General features: G+C 70.3%; 12 protein-coding genes and 1 pseudogene. 7 read left to right on the top strand and 6 right to left on the bottom strand.

Annotation, left to right across the window (positions count from 1 at the left end; all coding sequences use genetic code 11):
- Positions 1–56: 56 nt before the first annotated feature.
- The 3 genes from ACFU7Y_RS25240 to ACFU7Y_RS25230 form a co-directional block, all read right to left on the bottom strand.
- Entirely contained in the window at positions 57–671 is a 615-nt protein-coding gene (locus ACFU7Y_RS25240) for a TetR/AcrR family transcriptional regulator (protein ID WP_224280014.1), read from the bottom strand.
- 336 nt (positions 672–1,007) lie between these two features.
- Positions 1,008–2,534, bottom strand: a complete 1,527-nt coding sequence (locus ACFU7Y_RS25235) for a S8 family serine peptidase (protein ID WP_224280016.1) — start codon at positions 2,532–2,534, stop codon at positions 1,008–1,010.
- Between the two features lie 350 nt (positions 2,535–2,884).
- Positions 2,885–3,859, bottom strand: coding sequence for an aminoglycoside phosphotransferase family protein (locus tag ACFU7Y_RS25230; RefSeq protein ID WP_380769744.1), 975 nt, complete (start codon positions 3,857–3,859; stop codon positions 2,885–2,887).
- A gap of 436 nt (positions 3,860–4,295) precedes the next feature.
- On the opposite strand from ACFU7Y_RS25230, the gene ACFU7Y_RS25225 reads away from it, so the two are divergent.
- Entirely contained in the window at positions 4,296–5,390 is a 1,095-nt protein-coding gene (locus tag ACFU7Y_RS25225; protein ID WP_380769743.1) for an ATP-binding protein, read from the top strand.
- Positions 5,387–7,177 (top strand): hypothetical protein, encoded by a 1,791-nt coding sequence (locus ACFU7Y_RS25220; RefSeq protein ID WP_380769742.1) that lies wholly within the window; start codon positions 5,387–5,389, stop codon positions 7,175–7,177. Before ACFU7Y_RS25225 ends, ACFU7Y_RS25220 begins: the two co-directional genes overlap by 4 nt.
- Positions 7,178–7,391: 214 nt before the next feature.
- Here the strand turns inward: ACFU7Y_RS25220 and ACFU7Y_RS25215 are convergent, their stop codons facing one another.
- Both ACFU7Y_RS25215 and ACFU7Y_RS25210 read right to left on the bottom strand, forming a co-directional pair.
- Positions 7,392–7,976 carry a hypothetical protein gene (locus ACFU7Y_RS25215; protein ID WP_380769741.1) on the bottom strand — a complete coding sequence of 195 codons (585 nt, stop codon included), beginning with the start codon at positions 7,974–7,976 and terminating at the stop codon, positions 7,392–7,394.
- Positions 7,977–8,099: 123 nt separating this feature from the next.
- Positions 8,100–8,759 (bottom strand): hypothetical protein, encoded by a 660-nt coding sequence (locus ACFU7Y_RS25210; RefSeq protein ID WP_380769740.1) that lies wholly within the window; start codon positions 8,757–8,759, stop codon positions 8,100–8,102.
- A 118-nt stretch (positions 8,760–8,877) separates the two neighbouring features.
- Between ACFU7Y_RS25210 and ACFU7Y_RS25205 the strand changes: the two are divergent.
- The 3 genes and pseudogenes from ACFU7Y_RS25205 to ACFU7Y_RS25195 all read left to right on the top strand — a co-directional run.
- Positions 8,878–9,243: pseudogene (locus ACFU7Y_RS25205) on the top strand (hypothetical protein); the annotation flags it as partial.
- A 106-nt stretch (positions 9,244–9,349) separates the two neighbouring features.
- A complete protein-coding gene (locus ACFU7Y_RS25200) occupies positions 9,350–9,727 on the top strand; it encodes a glyoxalase (RefSeq protein ID WP_380769739.1) in 378 nt (125 codons plus the stop codon).
- A gap of 403 nt (positions 9,728–10,130) precedes the next feature.
- Positions 10,131–11,063, top strand: a complete 933-nt coding sequence (locus ACFU7Y_RS25195; RefSeq protein WP_380769738.1) for an aminoglycoside phosphotransferase family protein — start codon at positions 10,131–10,133, stop codon at positions 11,061–11,063.
- 529 nt (positions 11,064–11,592) lie between these two features.
- Here ACFU7Y_RS25195 and ACFU7Y_RS25190 read toward each other — a convergent pair.
- Entirely contained in the window at positions 11,593–11,904 is a 312-nt protein-coding gene (locus tag ACFU7Y_RS25190) for a transposase (protein WP_380769737.1), read from the bottom strand.
- Positions 11,905–11,959: 55 nt separating this feature from the next.
- Between ACFU7Y_RS25190 and ACFU7Y_RS25185 the strand changes: the two genes are divergently transcribed.
- Both ACFU7Y_RS25185 and ACFU7Y_RS25180 read left to right on the top strand, forming a co-directional pair.
- Positions 11,960–12,754 carry a TniB family NTP-binding protein gene (locus ACFU7Y_RS25185; RefSeq protein WP_380769736.1) on the top strand — a complete coding sequence of 265 codons (795 nt, stop codon included), beginning with the start codon at positions 11,960–11,962 and terminating at the stop codon, positions 12,752–12,754.
- Positions 12,751–14,326, top strand: a 1,576-nt coding sequence (locus ACFU7Y_RS25180) for a TniQ family protein (protein ID WP_380769735.1), incomplete at its 3' end; no start/stop codon positions are given. The genes ACFU7Y_RS25185 and ACFU7Y_RS25180, both read left to right, overlap by 4 nt.

Here is a 14,326-nt window from a genome sequence, read left to right as displayed (position 1 = left end):
GACACCCGCCTGGCCGCCTGGCCGCCTGGCCGCCTGGCCGCCTGGCCGCCTGGTTGTCAGGGTGTGCGGGCGCGCAGCGCGGGGGCGGGGCAGGGCAGCGGACGGGCCCCGGCGGGGGAGAGGCCGTCGAGGACCAGGGCCAGGTACCGGCGCCAGCCGTCCTCGCGGGGGTCCATCGTCCACAGCACCGAGACCAGCATGACGACGACGCGGTGCAGGTCGTCGGGCACGAGGTCGGCGCGGATCACGCCCGCGCCCTGACCGCGCGCCAGGAGGGCGTCGAGGGCGGCGAAGAACTCCTCGCCGGTCGCCGGGGTCAGGACGCCGGCGGCGCGGGCGGCGGCCAGGACGTTGTAGTCGCCGGCCACCGATTCCAGGGCTGCCGCCAGTACGCGGGCCAGCCCGGACGCGGGGTCGGGGTCGTGGGCGGCGGCCTGGATGACAGGCCGGACGTGTTCGCCGAAGCGCTGGTCCAGCACGGCCCGCAGGAGCGCGGCCTTGTCGGGGAAGCGGCGGAAGAGCGTGGCGGCCCCGAGACCGGCCCGGCGCGCCACGTCGTCGAGGTGGGCGTCGGGGCCCTGTTCGGTGAAGACCTCCCGGGCAGCCCGGATGATCTTTTCCGCGTTTCGGGCGGCGTCGGCGCGCAGCAGCCGGGGAGCGTCGGGGACCATCCCGGCAGCCTATCCAAGGACCGCCAGACCGGTGCCGGGCCACCGGGAACTCAGGTTCCGGCGACCATCGCGACACCCGACTCCCGGGGACACGATGACCTTCGAGATCCGCAAGATCCGGACACCGCAGGGCACACGAAGCCGAACCGTGAGCGGGAGGAGTACTCCCGGCTCACGGAGCAGGGGATGAGCAGTCGTGAGGCTTGCAGGCTCGTCGGCATCAACCGGCGGACCGGCAAACGGTGGCGCAACGGCTCCGACCCCACGAAGAACAGGTCAGGACTGCCCGCACATCGCATGCGGGCAGTCCGGGCCGTTCCGTTGTCCCGGTGCCGGCTACTCGACCGCGCGCAGTGCGTTGACGATGCCGAAGCCGTAGAAGCCGTTGATGCGCTTGCCGCCCGTGCAGGTGGCGTCCACGACGCCGTCGCCGTTCCAGTCGTACGGGTCGGCCGGGCACCCCGGGTTGTCCGCCTGGGCCTTGAGCAGTGCCTGCAACTGCTCTGGGGTCGCGTCCGGGTGGGCGGACTTCAGCAGCGCGGCCACACCGGCGGCGTGGGGAGTGGCCATGGACGTGCCCTGCTCGTAGCCGTACTGGTTGTTCGGCATCGTCGACAGGATGCCGCCTGACCCGGACGGCGTGTCTGAGGCCACGTACTGGTCGCCGCCCGGCGCTGCGACGTCGATCACGCCGAGGCCGTAGTTGGAGTAGTACGACTTCGTGTTCCTGGCGCCGGTCGCGCTGACCGCGACGACGCCCGGCAGTTGTGCGGGCAGGTCCCAGCACCTGTGCGGGTCGACCGTCCGGCTCGCCGGGGTGGAGTCGTTGGGGCTGCCACCGTCGGTGAAGGCGTTGGAGGCCAGGTCGTGGTTGGCGTTGCCGGCCCCGGCGACATTGAGGGTGCCCTTGCGCTGCGCGTAGAGCTGGGCGCGGTTGACCGCGTCGACGATGGCCTTCTGGTCGGGGTCGTCCAGGCAGTTGTACTGCCACGGGTCCACGTAGTAGCTGTTGTTGGTGATCTGCACGTCGTGGTCGGCGGCGAACACGAAGGCGCAGACGACGCTTTCGGCGTAGATCAGCTGGCGCGGGGTGGGCTGGGAGACCGTGATGCCGGAGACCCGCACACCGGGTGCCACGCCCGCGACGCCGATGCCGTTGCGGGCCGCGGCTATCGTGCCTGCCACGTGCGTGCCGTGGAAGTAGGCCGGGTCCACTGGCCGCCAGGAGCCGTATGTGGTGTCGGCCTTGCCGCCGGCGCAGTTCGCGGACTGCGAGGGGGAGAAGTTCGGGGCGAGGTCCGGGTGGGTGTCGTCGACACCGGTGTCTATCACGGCGACCGTGACGTTTCTGCTGCCGGGGTTGATCGTCGCAGCCTTGTCCGCGCCGATCGCCCGCAGGTCCCACTGCTCGGCTTCTAGGGGTTCGGTGCCGTCGCCGGAGGCTTTCCCGATCCTCGCGGCCTCGGCCTCGGAGAGGTAGCGCACCGCACCCTCGTCGTTCGTCCCCACCGTGTTCAGCGGCGCGGTCCGCGTGGCACCCGCCGACTGCACTCCGCGCACCGCGCGCAGCCGCTTGCCGAAGTCGGGGTTCGCCGAGTGGACGACGATGACGCCGATCCGGTCGTACGTGACGACGGTGGTGCCGCCGGCAGCGGTGATGGCCCGCTGCACCTCTGCGATCGTGTGACGGTCGGTCTCGGTGTTGACGACGTACGCCAGGGGGTGTGCGTCCTCGGCCTGTGCGGCCGACTGTGCTCGGGGCGTCGCCGAGGCGGGCGTGGGGAGGGATCCGAGTGAGGCGGTCAGCGACAGCATGACCGGTATCGCCAGGCCGAGCCGGAGTAAGGAACGTCGTCGAGCCATGTGGTCTCCACATCATCCGGGTGCAGGACCCGGCCGAGGACAGAGTGCCGGCCGGGCAGGTACAGGACGGGTGGTACAGGGGTGAAGCTATCCCGCCACCTCGCCAACCAGCAATGACTCGGCAACGACCTGACCAGACCTGTGGCGAACCGACACGGACAGCCCGAGGCCGAACCCGACGCGGCACAACAGCCGACATCAACGCCGTTGACCCGCTGACGTTTCAGGAGGGTGTGGTCGGGGTGTGTGGGATGGGGTTCTGTGGGTGTGGTGAGAACGGGCGGGTGGGCTTTGCGGATCGCCGACGGCGGCTTCATGGCGTTGGTCTCGTGTTCCGAGGACTGGGCCGATCAGCCGTGTGGCCGGACCTGCCCGACGGGCTCGGTGACCACCGGGCCGTGCTCACCGGGCCGGCGGATTGTTGCGACGAGTCGTCGCAACGCGGCGTGGGCGGGTGGGCCCCAGGTGGCCTTGCCGCCGGGGCGCCCGTGGACGCCGGCCTCTCCGATGAGGATGCCGCTGAGGGCGCGCAGCACCGCCCAGCCGCGGGCGCGGCGCAGGGTCGCGGTGTCCGGGGTCGGCTGGTAGGCCTCGTGGAAGCGGTCGGCGGCGCCGTCCGGCAGCAGCGTCCAGGGGGCAGCAAGGTCGCAGGCCGGATCACCCTTGCAGAGGTCGCCGAAGTCGATCACGCCGCAGAAGGTGCCGTCGGTCGTGAGGATGTTGGCCGGATGCAGGTCGCCGTGGAGCCACATGGCCGGGCCTGTCCAGTCGGGTGCGGCAACGGCGTCTTCCCAGACGGCGCGGACGGCGTCCGGGTCGGGGATCAGCCCCATGCCGGTGGCCGAGGCGAGGTGTTTGGCGAACCCTTCGGCATGGTCGGCGAGCGGCCCCCCGCGACCGCGGCCGCGGGGGGCCGCGGTGGGAGCGGGCCGGTGAAGAGCCGTCAGGAAGGCGGCCAGGATGTCGGCCGATTCCGCAGCACGCGTGGCGGGGGCGCGGTCGGCGGGCTCGCCCGGCACCCAGGTGGTGACGATCCAGGGCCGCGGAAATCGCTCGGAAGGCTCGCCGAGGCGTTGCGGAACGGGGACCGGCAGCGGAAGGTGCGGGGCGAGGGCGGGCAGCCAGGCGTGCTCCTTGCGAAGCAGAGCGTCCGCGGACTGCGTCGCCCAGGGCAACCGTACGGCGAGGTCGTCGCCAAGCCGCCACAGCTGGTTGTCCCAACCACGCGCGCCGAGCCTCACCGGGCGATCGGCCAGGTCGGGATGCTGGTCACGCAACAGGTGGCGGACCAACTCCACTGTGACCTCGATCCGGGTGTGGGTCATGCAGAGCAACGGTAGTCGGGCAGCGGTCCGTCCGCGGGTCACTTGATCGAGCATCTCGGCGACGGAGGTGACCAGGCCGGCGGCGGTGTCCGGTTCGGGGCGGTGCGCGAGGATCGCCTTGCGCTGCACTTCTTCGTCCGGGGCGAGCCCGGCCGCGATGGCGAGCGCCGCCCCGACCGCCGCGAGCAGGCCCGTGTTGTCGCCGCCCCACCGGGAGCCGTCCCTGCCGTCCGGTACGAACTCGATGTGACCGCTGTCGTGGCCGTTGCCGTTGCGCTCAAGTGCCGCCTCGATCCCCGCGAGGCCGAGCCGGATGCCTCCCGTGTCGGTCATGGCGGAAGCCCGGACCCACCCGGGCCACCGAAAATCCGGGTGCGCTCGGCCAACTCGCACCGCACACTGGGCCGGTCACGCACCGTTGTCGCGAAGGAGCCCCGTGCAGGGAGCAGTCAGCGTCTCGCCCGCCCAGATCCCCGAGCTGCTGCTCGGCCTGGCCACCGTCCGCCCGGTGTTCGTCTGGGGCGCCCCCGGGATCGGGAAGTCCTCCCTGGTCAGGGCGTTCGCCGAGTCGCTCGGCCTGGAGTGCGTGAGCCTGGTCGGCACCCAGCTCGCCCCGGAGGACCTGATCGGCGTCCCGCAGCTCACCCCCGAGGGCCGCTCCCGGTTCTGCCCGCCCGAGCAGATCGCCCGCGACGAGCCGTACTGCCTGTTCCTGGACGAACTCAACGCGGCCTCGCCGGACGTCCAGAAGGCCTTCTACTCGCTGATCTTGGACCGCAGGATCGGCTCGTACGAGCTGCCGCCCGGCTCGATCGTGATCGGCGCCGGGAACCGCGCCACCGACGGCGCGCTCGCCCGCCCGATGGCATCCGCGCTGGTCAACCGCATGGTCCACATCCATCTGCGGGCCAGCGCCGAGGACTGGCTGCGCTGGGCGGCCGGCGCCGGCATCCACCCCTGGATCGTCGACCACCTCACCGACCGGCCCGACCACCTGTGGTCCGCCCCGCCCAAGACCGAGGAACCGTTCTCCACCCCGCGCGCCTGGCACATGCTCTCCGACGCGCTGCACTCCTTCGGCCCCACCCTGGACGTGGGGGCACCTCCCGGCCGCCAGGCTGGGGGAGAGACCCTCAGGGCCGTCGCCTACGGGCTGCTCACCGCGCAGCACGCGGTCGCCTTCTGCGGCTACGCGAAGATCGTCCGCAACTCCTACGGCCTGGAGACGATCCTCAAGGGCGACGCCCGCTGGCCGCACCGGCTGGAGGACCGCGACCTGCTCTACTACCTGGCCGACGCCTTCCGCGGCCGGCTCGTCAAGGAACTGCCCGCCCGCAAGGAGCACGCCTCCGGGGCACAGCGGCAGACCGCCTTCCGGGCCAAGTCGCTGTTGGTGCAGCTGGCCGAGATCTCGGTGGAGGTCGCCCAGACGGTGATCGCCGACGGCCCGGACGGCAACCCGGTGCTGCCCTCCTGGTTCCTGATCGAGGCCGCCCGGGACATGCCCCGCCTGGTCGAGGCCCGCCGGTGAAGCGCGCCCCGACCGAACGGAAGAAGCCGGACCCGGGCGCCGAGGCCTTCGCCGAGGGCCTCCGACTGCTCCGCCGCAACCCGGCCCTCGCCGCCCTGCGTGCCGACATCTGCCGCACCGAGGACTGCACCACCGCCCCGCCGGACGGTTGGGCGGTGGCAGACTCCAACGGCACCCTGCACGTCAACCCGCGCCGCCGGGCGGAACCCGAGGAGTGGGCCTGGGTGCTGGCGCACTGCCTGCTGCACCTCGGCTTCGGCCACCTCCCGGGCGCCTGCGGCACCCGGACCCAGCCCGACGCCTACCAGGCCGCCGCCCGCTGCGCGGTGGTCAACCGCTTCCTCGCCACCTTCCCGGTCGGCCGCGCCCCGGTCGCCCTCCCGCAGGAGTACCCGGGCGGCGACGAGGAGGAACTGGCTGCCCGCTGGCGCCGCGACGGCCTGCCGCCCACCACCGCGGGGACGGCCGGCACCGCCGAACGCGACCAGCTGCTCGTCGAGTGGCGCGGCCACGGCCAGGCCCGCGAGGACTGGCCGACGGCCTTCGCGGCCGCGCTCACCCGCACCATGTCCGCCGCGATGGACCGGGCCGGCGGCCGGATCGACGCCGAGACCGGCGAACGCCTGCCCGAGCGGCCCTGGAACCGGGCACTCAACTGGTTCGTCTCCTCGTATCCCCTGCTCGGCGGCATCGCGGCCGGCCTCACCGTCGTCGCCGACGCCGAACTCGCCCGCGCTCACGACATCGCCGTCGCCGCCGTCAACGCCGAGGCCGCCGAGATCTACGTCAACCCGCTGCGCCACTACGCCGACGAGGAGTGGCGGTTCATCCTCGGCCACGAGATCCTGCACGCCGCCCTGCGGCACGGCGAGCGCCGCGGCGGACGGGACCCGTTCCTGTTCAACGTCGCCGCCGACTACGTCATCAACGGCTGGTTGCTGGAGATGGGCGTCGGCGAGATGCCCGACGGGCTGCTGCACGACCCGCAGCTGAAGGGCCTGTCGGCCGAGGAGGTGTACGACCGGATCGCCCGCGACCAGCGCCGGATCCGCCGCCTCGCCACCCTGGCCGGGAAGAACCGCCCGGACGTCCTCGGCGAGCCGCTCGGGCCGCCCCGGGACTACGTGGACCTCGACGACTTCTACCGGCGCGGCCTCCAGCAGGGCTTCGAACTGCACCGGCGCGAACGCGGCCTGCTCCCGGCCGGGCTGGTCGAGGAGATCCGCGCACTCGCCCACCCCCCGCTGCCCTGGGACGCCCAACTGGCCCGCTGGTTCGACGAGTTCGTGCCGAGGCCGGAACCGGTGCGCAGCTACTCCCGTCCCGCCCGCCGGCAGTCCGCCACCCCGGACATCCCCCGGGCCGGCCGCCACCACCCGGAGGAGGAGGTGCCGCGCTGCACCTTCGGGGTCGTCCTGGACACCTCGGGCTCGATGGACCGGACACTGCTCGGCAAGGCGCTCGGCGCGATCGCCTCCTACGCCGCCGCCCGGGACGTCCCGGCCGCCCGGGTGGTGCACTGCGACGCCGCCCCGCACGACGCCGGGTACCTCCCGGTCGAAGAGATCGCCGGGCGCCTGCGGGTGCACGGTCGCGGCGGCACCGTCCTCCAGCCGGGCATCGACCTGCTGGAACGGGCCGAGGACTTCCCGCCCGGGGCACCCGTCCTGGTGATCACCGACGGTGAGTGCGACGTACTGCGGCTGCGCCGCGAGCACGCCTTCCTCGTCCCGCGCGGCGTCGTACTGCCGTTCACCCCGCGCGGACCGGTCTTCCGGATGAGCTGAGCGCACGGACCCGTGTGGTCGGCCGACCGGCTCCAGCGCCCGCCGCGGCCCCGGCCCGGCCGCCCAGACCTTCCCCGAATCGATCCGAACCACCATGCCCCGGCGCTACGTTGAATGTTCCGGTCCTGCATCCGCAGGAACCCCGGTTACCACGAGACGTTCAGCACCGGCCGACGTCCGCGCACGCGCTTGTGGGTGGCGATGCGGGCTGGTGTCAGACCCGAACAGCGCGGACACGGTCGGGTGCGAGGTGCAGCTCGTACGGCAGGCAGCAGTCGGAGCACAAGGTCGCCACCAGGGTTCCGCATGCGCACAGCTGGTTCATTCCGCCGTCCGGGGTCGCCCCGCAGCAGGCAGGAGAGGCGTGTCGCAGTTCCAGGCCCCGGGCGTCGTCGGGATTGATGACGATGTTGCCCCGTGGGCCCTGCGAGACCAGTGGTCGTCCGTCCGCGTTGTGCATGGATCCGTGACGTGGGTACGCCGGTCCGGGTACCTCGGTGACAACCAGGGGAGGGCCGCAGGGTTCGGTCTCGATCGCGTAGCAGCCCAGCGGTAGCGTCGCCGGTGACGGGCCCATCTCCTCGGCCTCCCACCACTCGTAGTACGGCGCCTCGGGAACGGAGGACAGCTGACGCAGCGGCCCGGTCAGTACGATCCCGCACGTGTCGCAGATGAAGATCACTCTCTCGGCTTCGACGGCTTCCGTGGCGCTGCGGACCTCCGGCTGCGAAGGCACGGTGGCACGATCGCGCTCTGGCCGTGTTTCAGTCCGTCCCTGGTGACCGAGTTGTTCCTGCATGCACTGACCGTACCGAGTACGCGGCAGACTCCCCCAACGGCGGTCGGTTGGCCGACTCTGATCAACATTTCGGGATCGCCCAGCGTAATCGGCCCACGAGTAGGGGTGATCCGGAGATCACTCCTACTGTGCTGGTCGACGGCGATGTCCTTCTGGCGTGTAGGTGAAGCTTGCGGCGAACGAAGCGTCACCACGGCGGATCGCCAGAAGCAGTGGTTGCTCGCGGGCCGGAGGCCAGGAGGGCTCGGCGTCCGGGTCGGTGCCGTTCCAGAGGTGGAAGAACACCATGGGAGCAGAGAGGCCCGCGGTCACGTAGCCGAGCGTCTTCCCGTAGTACGGGTTGGTACCGCCGAACAGAACTGACGGCGTGCCGAAGAATGAGGTCACGTCGGCCCACACCCGATCGTGGGCGGCCCACGAGTCGATCGTGGCGAGCATCGAGGCGTATTCGTCCGTGCTCAGCACCCGGTCGGTCCTGAGCCACCCCTGGCGGTGCGCGAACTCCGCGTATACAGAGGCCACGCTCGCATCGTGATCAGCTGGCAGGAAGCCCCCGAACGCTCCCTTCACGCCGGTCGGGGTCCACGCCTTGCGCTGCTCCAGGGCGCGCTGCTCGTCGTCCCATGCTTCCTGCCGACGCTCAAGAAGCAGAAGGTGGTCCAGCATCAGCCGGATGCCGAGCTCCCCGCCCCACATCCCTGGCCGGCGGAGGGCGTCGTTGAGCCGGGCGACGAGATACGTGTGGATCTCGTCCGAGGGCGCGAGCATGTCGGCGGCAGGCATGCCGCCAGTCTCTCCTGTGGGCTGCAGTGTCTGGGCGTCACGTGTTTTCGGTGGCTGGTTCCGGCTTTGTGCTGGTCAGGGCTTGGCGTCTCCGAAGGATGGTGACGAGGCCGCCGAACTGCTCGCCGCCCACACCCGGCTCTGCCTCGCCCGCCTCCTGGCCACCGACCTCCGCCGCCCGTGGGAGAGACGGGCCGAACCGAACAAGCTCACCCCACCCGCGTCCGGCGCGGGTTCAGGAACCTCCACACGAAGACCCCATCGCCGGCGTGTGCGCCGAAACGATCCCGGCCCGGCCCCGGGCGGCCACCGGGCTCCAGGAACCGCACTCCGGCCCCGTCACGATGTCGGGCGGGTCCTGGCCACGGGTGAGGCGTACGCCCATGGCGCCCACCACAAGCGCGGAACAAGGACAAGGCGGAGTGCCGAAGCGCCCGTGTGTGAGGGGGAGTTCTGTGAGCGTTTGAGTGTTTTGCGCCATTGAAGGAGGTTTGATTTCCGCAGCGGAACCGGTGGGCGCCCGACGGCGCACAATGTATCTTGATATCGAGATAATCGCCGTGAGACCGAACCAGCCGGAGGCCCGTGCCATGACCGCTGCCCTCTCCCTCGCTGCCATCAACCATGTCCAGCTCGCCATCCCGGCCGGCGGCGAGCAGCAGTGCCGAGCCTTCTGGGGCGAACTGCTCGGTCTGTCCGAGATCCCCAAGCCGCCGGCGCTCGCTTCCCGTGGCGGCTGCTGGTTTCAGGGGTCCGGCTTTCAAGTCCACCTCGGAGTGGAGCTGGACTTCCGGCCCGCGCTCAAGGCCCATCCCGGCTTCGAGATCCGCGGGCTGCGTGCGCTCGCGGACCGACTGGCAGACCACGGATATCTCGTCACTTTCAGCGACGAGGTGCCCGGGCAGGACCGCTTTCATACCGTCGACCCGTTCGGCAACCGGCTCGAATTCCTCGAGCTGCACTCCTGAGCGGGCGTTCGGCGGGCTGTTGTCGGGTTCTCGCTTGAGGAGGGTGTCGGCAAACTCTGGTGGGTCGGTCGCGGCATGCTGAATAGGCCAGGTCCGGGTTCGATGAGGATGCCGCGGCTGACCAGGCGTTTCAGCTTTTCGCGGGTGTCTTCGGTGTGTCGGGGCTCGGTGCCGAGTCCGAGAGCGCGGCAGACGTCCTTGGCGTGCAGGCCGCCGTCGGCGTTCTCGAAGAGGGCGAGGATCTGGCGGCAGGCAGAGGGAAGAGGGCCGGAGGCCCGATCACCGGTCCCGGCGATCTCAAACAGGCTGCCGCCCGCGGCCGTTCGCCGGGACCGAACGGAACGCGATCGCCGCGGCCAGGGCCGACCACCCGGTGTTCACCAGCCCGCACTACCCTGCCGGGATGACCAGGGGGAGCGAGCGCGCGGACGAGGACCTGCTGGCCGTCGCGGAGGCGGCGCTGCCGGGACAGCGATGGCACGAGGCGCACCTCCTGCGCGGCTCCTCGCACAACGAGCTGCAGCTGCTCGGGACCGCCGTGGTCCGGGTGGCGCGCAGGCCCTCCGCCGCCGCGGCGCTGCCACGCCAGGCCGAGCTGCTGCGCCGCCTGGCACGGCTGGGCCTGCCGTTCGAGGTACCGGAACCGCTGTCCGAGGTGGTGACCGTCCAAGGACGCACCGCAGTCGCCCTGAGCTGGATGTACGGGCACTTTACTGCCCGACGCTTCGTGCGCTCGGGCCGCGGCGGGCTGTTCGGTGCCGATATGAAGCAGCTCTCAGCCCTGTTCGGCACCTTGCGCGAGGTCGACTGCGGTCCGCTGGCGGACGTCCTCGGTGTTCCGCACGAAGGCGTGGGCGGCGACGGCTGGGCGGAATTGATGCTCGGTGAGGTGGTTCCGCGGCTGCCGCGGGCCAGACGTCGCGAGGCACGTCGGCGCATCGCGAAGGCGCGGGACCTGTCCGTGCCGGAGCCCTCCCTGGTGCACGGCGCTCTGGACGTGTCCAACCTGCTCTGGGACGGGTCGGGGCGGTTGGTCGGCGTGCTGGACTGGGACGCGGCCCAGCTCTTCGACCCCGCACTCGACGCGGCCTGGCTGCTCTCGCAGGAATGGAGTCCTGGCCTCGTCGATGTCGACTGGGAGCTGGTGCGCCGGACTCGGATCTGGGCGCTCACCCTGGGTTTGGAACCGATAGCCCGCGGGATCCTCGACCAGGAGCCCGAGGAAATCCTGAAATACCGAGTCGGCTATGCGGTCGAATGGCTGGAGCGAACCACCGGCTGGTGGAGCCGTGAGGCGCTGCGCGCCAAACCCTTCCGGGCCACCGGCCGGCGGTAGCCGAGGCCAGGCACCCTACGCGCGCTTGACAGGCCCGGCCCTCATGGGTGCAGCAAAGTCCAAGCAGCCCCAGATAACGGCGGCACCGAGCCTCGACACCCCGACACCATCCTGACGTGTAGGTTCCGTGTCTCGATGTCGAAGTCCGCGCTGCGATGTCGAGGAGAGGTCGAATTCGACGTGACAGGCGGATCAGCAGGTCAGGAGCATCACCCGTTCGAGTGGCATCGCTGTGGTTTGTACCCCTGTGAGCTCACGGGTCAGCAGTGTGTTGCGAGTCGGCTGTTGGATCAGGGGTGGGGGGCTGGTGCTGGATCACGACCTTGTTGCCACGGCGGCCGTACGGGCCAAGGATCCAGACGGTGCCGAGCTGGTGAACGGTCGCTTCACTGAGGCGCCCATCGAGAGGTTGCTGGCCGCAGGACCGTGGCGTACGTTCCGCTGGTATCTCGGCCAGAAGCATTAGACGGCGACAGCTCCAGCACCCGGCAGACGGGATCGACCCCGAAGCCGTCTCGCAGGTGGTCGATCACCTGCTCGGCCTCGTCCGGGGACGGTCGATCTCCTGGGCAAAAAACACGCTGGCGGCCTTGAGGATCTCGTTCGCGCGCCTCAACTCGGCGACTTCCTTGCGGAGTTCCTTCAGCTCGTCGCGCTCGGCGGTGGTGAGGCGGTCGTCCCGCTCTCCGGCGTCGGCCTCGGCCTGGCGGACCCAGGACCGCAGGGCCTCCGGGTGGATGCCGAGGTCACGGGCGACATGCGCCACCGGGCGGCCGGTGGATCGGACCTCGCGCACGGCGCGCTCACGGAGTTCATCGGGGTACTTACGGGGTACTGGCACTGCTCGTGGTTCTCCTTACGCCTGGATCGTAACAAACCCAGACATCAGGGACTCCATGAAAGCCAGAGCAGCTCAGACCGCCGCACTGGCGTTCGCCAGGGACGTCCACAACCGGCTGATCGCCGAGAACGGTCGGCTCACCGCCGCGGGCCACGAGCGCTGGCCAGTCTGCCGAGTGGGAATGACCGGCGACACCGGCATGAAGGACTTCAACTGGGCCATGCTGGAGTTCTTCGCCCACGCCGGCCGCAACAGCGGCACCGCCAACATGTTCGCCTACCGAGCCCTGGACTGTGTGATCTCCTGCGAGACCAGGCTCCTCATCGTCGATGACCTCCAGTTTCTTCGGTTCCGCAGCCAGTCAGGGACGGAGCTGAGCAACCACTTCAAGTTCATCGCCAACGAGTTCCCGGTCATGCTGCTGTTCATCGGCTACGACCTGCGAGACAAGGGGCTCTACCTCGACCCGCAGCTGGAACGGCGGGTCACTCGCCTGGGGCTGAAGCCCTTCGACATCGACAACGAGGGCGGACGCGCTCAGTGGCGGCGGCTCCTGCTGAGCCTGGAGCAACGACTCTCGCTGGCCGACAAGTATCCAGGCATGCTGGCCGACAGCCTCTCCGATGATCTATGGGCCCGCAGCACTGGCCACATCGGCTCCTTGATGACCCTGATCCGGCGGGGCTGCCAGCGCGCGATCCGAACCGGCGAGGAACGCCTCACCCGCGAACTGCTGGCCCAGGTCAAGCTCGACGAAGCCGCCGAACGGTTTCGCAAGGAATGGGAAGAGCTGTTCCGGTCCGGACGCAAGACCACCATGCCGGCCGGTTCCCGGAGAACAGTCCGGTGACCGCGCCGCGCAGTTTGCCGATCCGCGTCGAACCGTTGCCGGGCGAGGCGCTGGACTCATGGTTGCGTGCTCTCGCCCGGCGGAGTTCCATCAGCATGCGCGACCTGTTCATCGCGGCAGGGCCTCCGTTCCCCACCCGCACCGATCACGCCGGGGACTACACGACCTTCCTCACCGGAGAGGAGGCCGAACGGCTCGCTCAGACCACCGGCACCAGCGCCGATCTTCTGCACGCCATGACCCTGCGCTGCTACGACGGTTTTGCGCTGGCCCTGCACGACACCCGTCGGGTGGTACGTCGTGTCAGGCTCTGGGGCCGAGGCGTCGGTTCCCGATACTGCCCACGCTGCCTGGCGGAACTCGGCGGCAGGTGGCCCCTGCGCTGGCGTCTCACCTGGTCGATCGCCTGCACCCGCCACCAGGTCCTGCTTGCCCACGCCTGCCCGGCATGCGGTCGCTGGCCACATCGTCGCAGCTTCTTCACCCACGACGTTCACCAGCACGAATGCTCGGCGAGGAAACCCGGCGAGTCGACAATCTGCAGGGCGGACCTCACCCAGACCTCGGTCGTCGCCCTGGCCCCAAACAGCCCGGTCCTATCAGCACAGGAATGGATCAACGGACTGCTCGATCGGATCGAGGCCGGCGACCGAGACTCCAGCCTTCGAGACGCCTTCACCGACCTGACCGCGATCGCAACACGCAGCCTCCTGCGGGCCGAGCCGGGCGACTTCCTGGACTGCGGACAAGAGATCGAACAGGCTCGCCTGCGCTACGGAACCAGCGCGCTCTACGCGCCCATCGACGCCGCTGTGATGGCCGGCCCCCTCACCCGCGCTGTCGAAGTCGCACGCGATCCACTCGGCGATGCCAGCTTCACAACGATCTCCGTCCTGGCGGACCGAGAGATCGCGATGCGCCGCAACGGCCGCCTCATCGACAAGTTCCGCCGCAGCATCGCGAGAATCGCCTCTCCCCTCCTGGAGCAGCAGTTCTTGAGGACCCTCGACTCCCACCTCGCAACCGGCCCTCGCCTGCGCTACAGGACCTGCACTACCCGCCCCCGCACCCCGGTGCCCGGCGACAGCAGGGTCACGCAGCGGTCGCGGTTTCTGCCACAGCTGCTGTGGTTGAACTGGGCTCTTCTGCTACTTCCGCCGACCGCCCTGCCCAGCCAGCGCATCGACTACCGTCTCTGGCGCGCGGCCCTGGCCGCGACGGTGTTGTTTCCCGGCTGGTGGCAGGAGCGATACGACCTGGCGGCTGAGAGTCTTCACGGGCGGCGCCCACTCCGGCTCGCACGCTTCCTGCCCCAGATCGCCCAAGGCGGCACCGACGTGCTCACGGCAATCTGCCTGCTCGCCGAGTACCTGGACGAGCAGGCAGTGCCCATCGACTACGCGCGACGCCGAACGTTGAACGGAAACAGACTGCTCCCGGAAGTCACCTGGCTCATGATCTGCGACAAGACCGGAACGCACCCCGAAGATCACTATCGGCTGCCGGCCGTGCGCCGGTTCCTCTACCAGCGGATGACCGGCTCCGACCTCTACTCGCCATCAAGATCGTTGA

Source organism: Kitasatospora sp. NPDC057542 (assembly GCF_042801945.1).
Lineage (GTDB): Bacteria > Actinomycetota > Actinomycetes > Streptomycetales > Streptomycetaceae > Kitasatospora.
The sequence above is the reverse complement of the archived record's forward strand: the minus strand, read 5'-3'. Positions and strand labels throughout refer to the sequence as shown.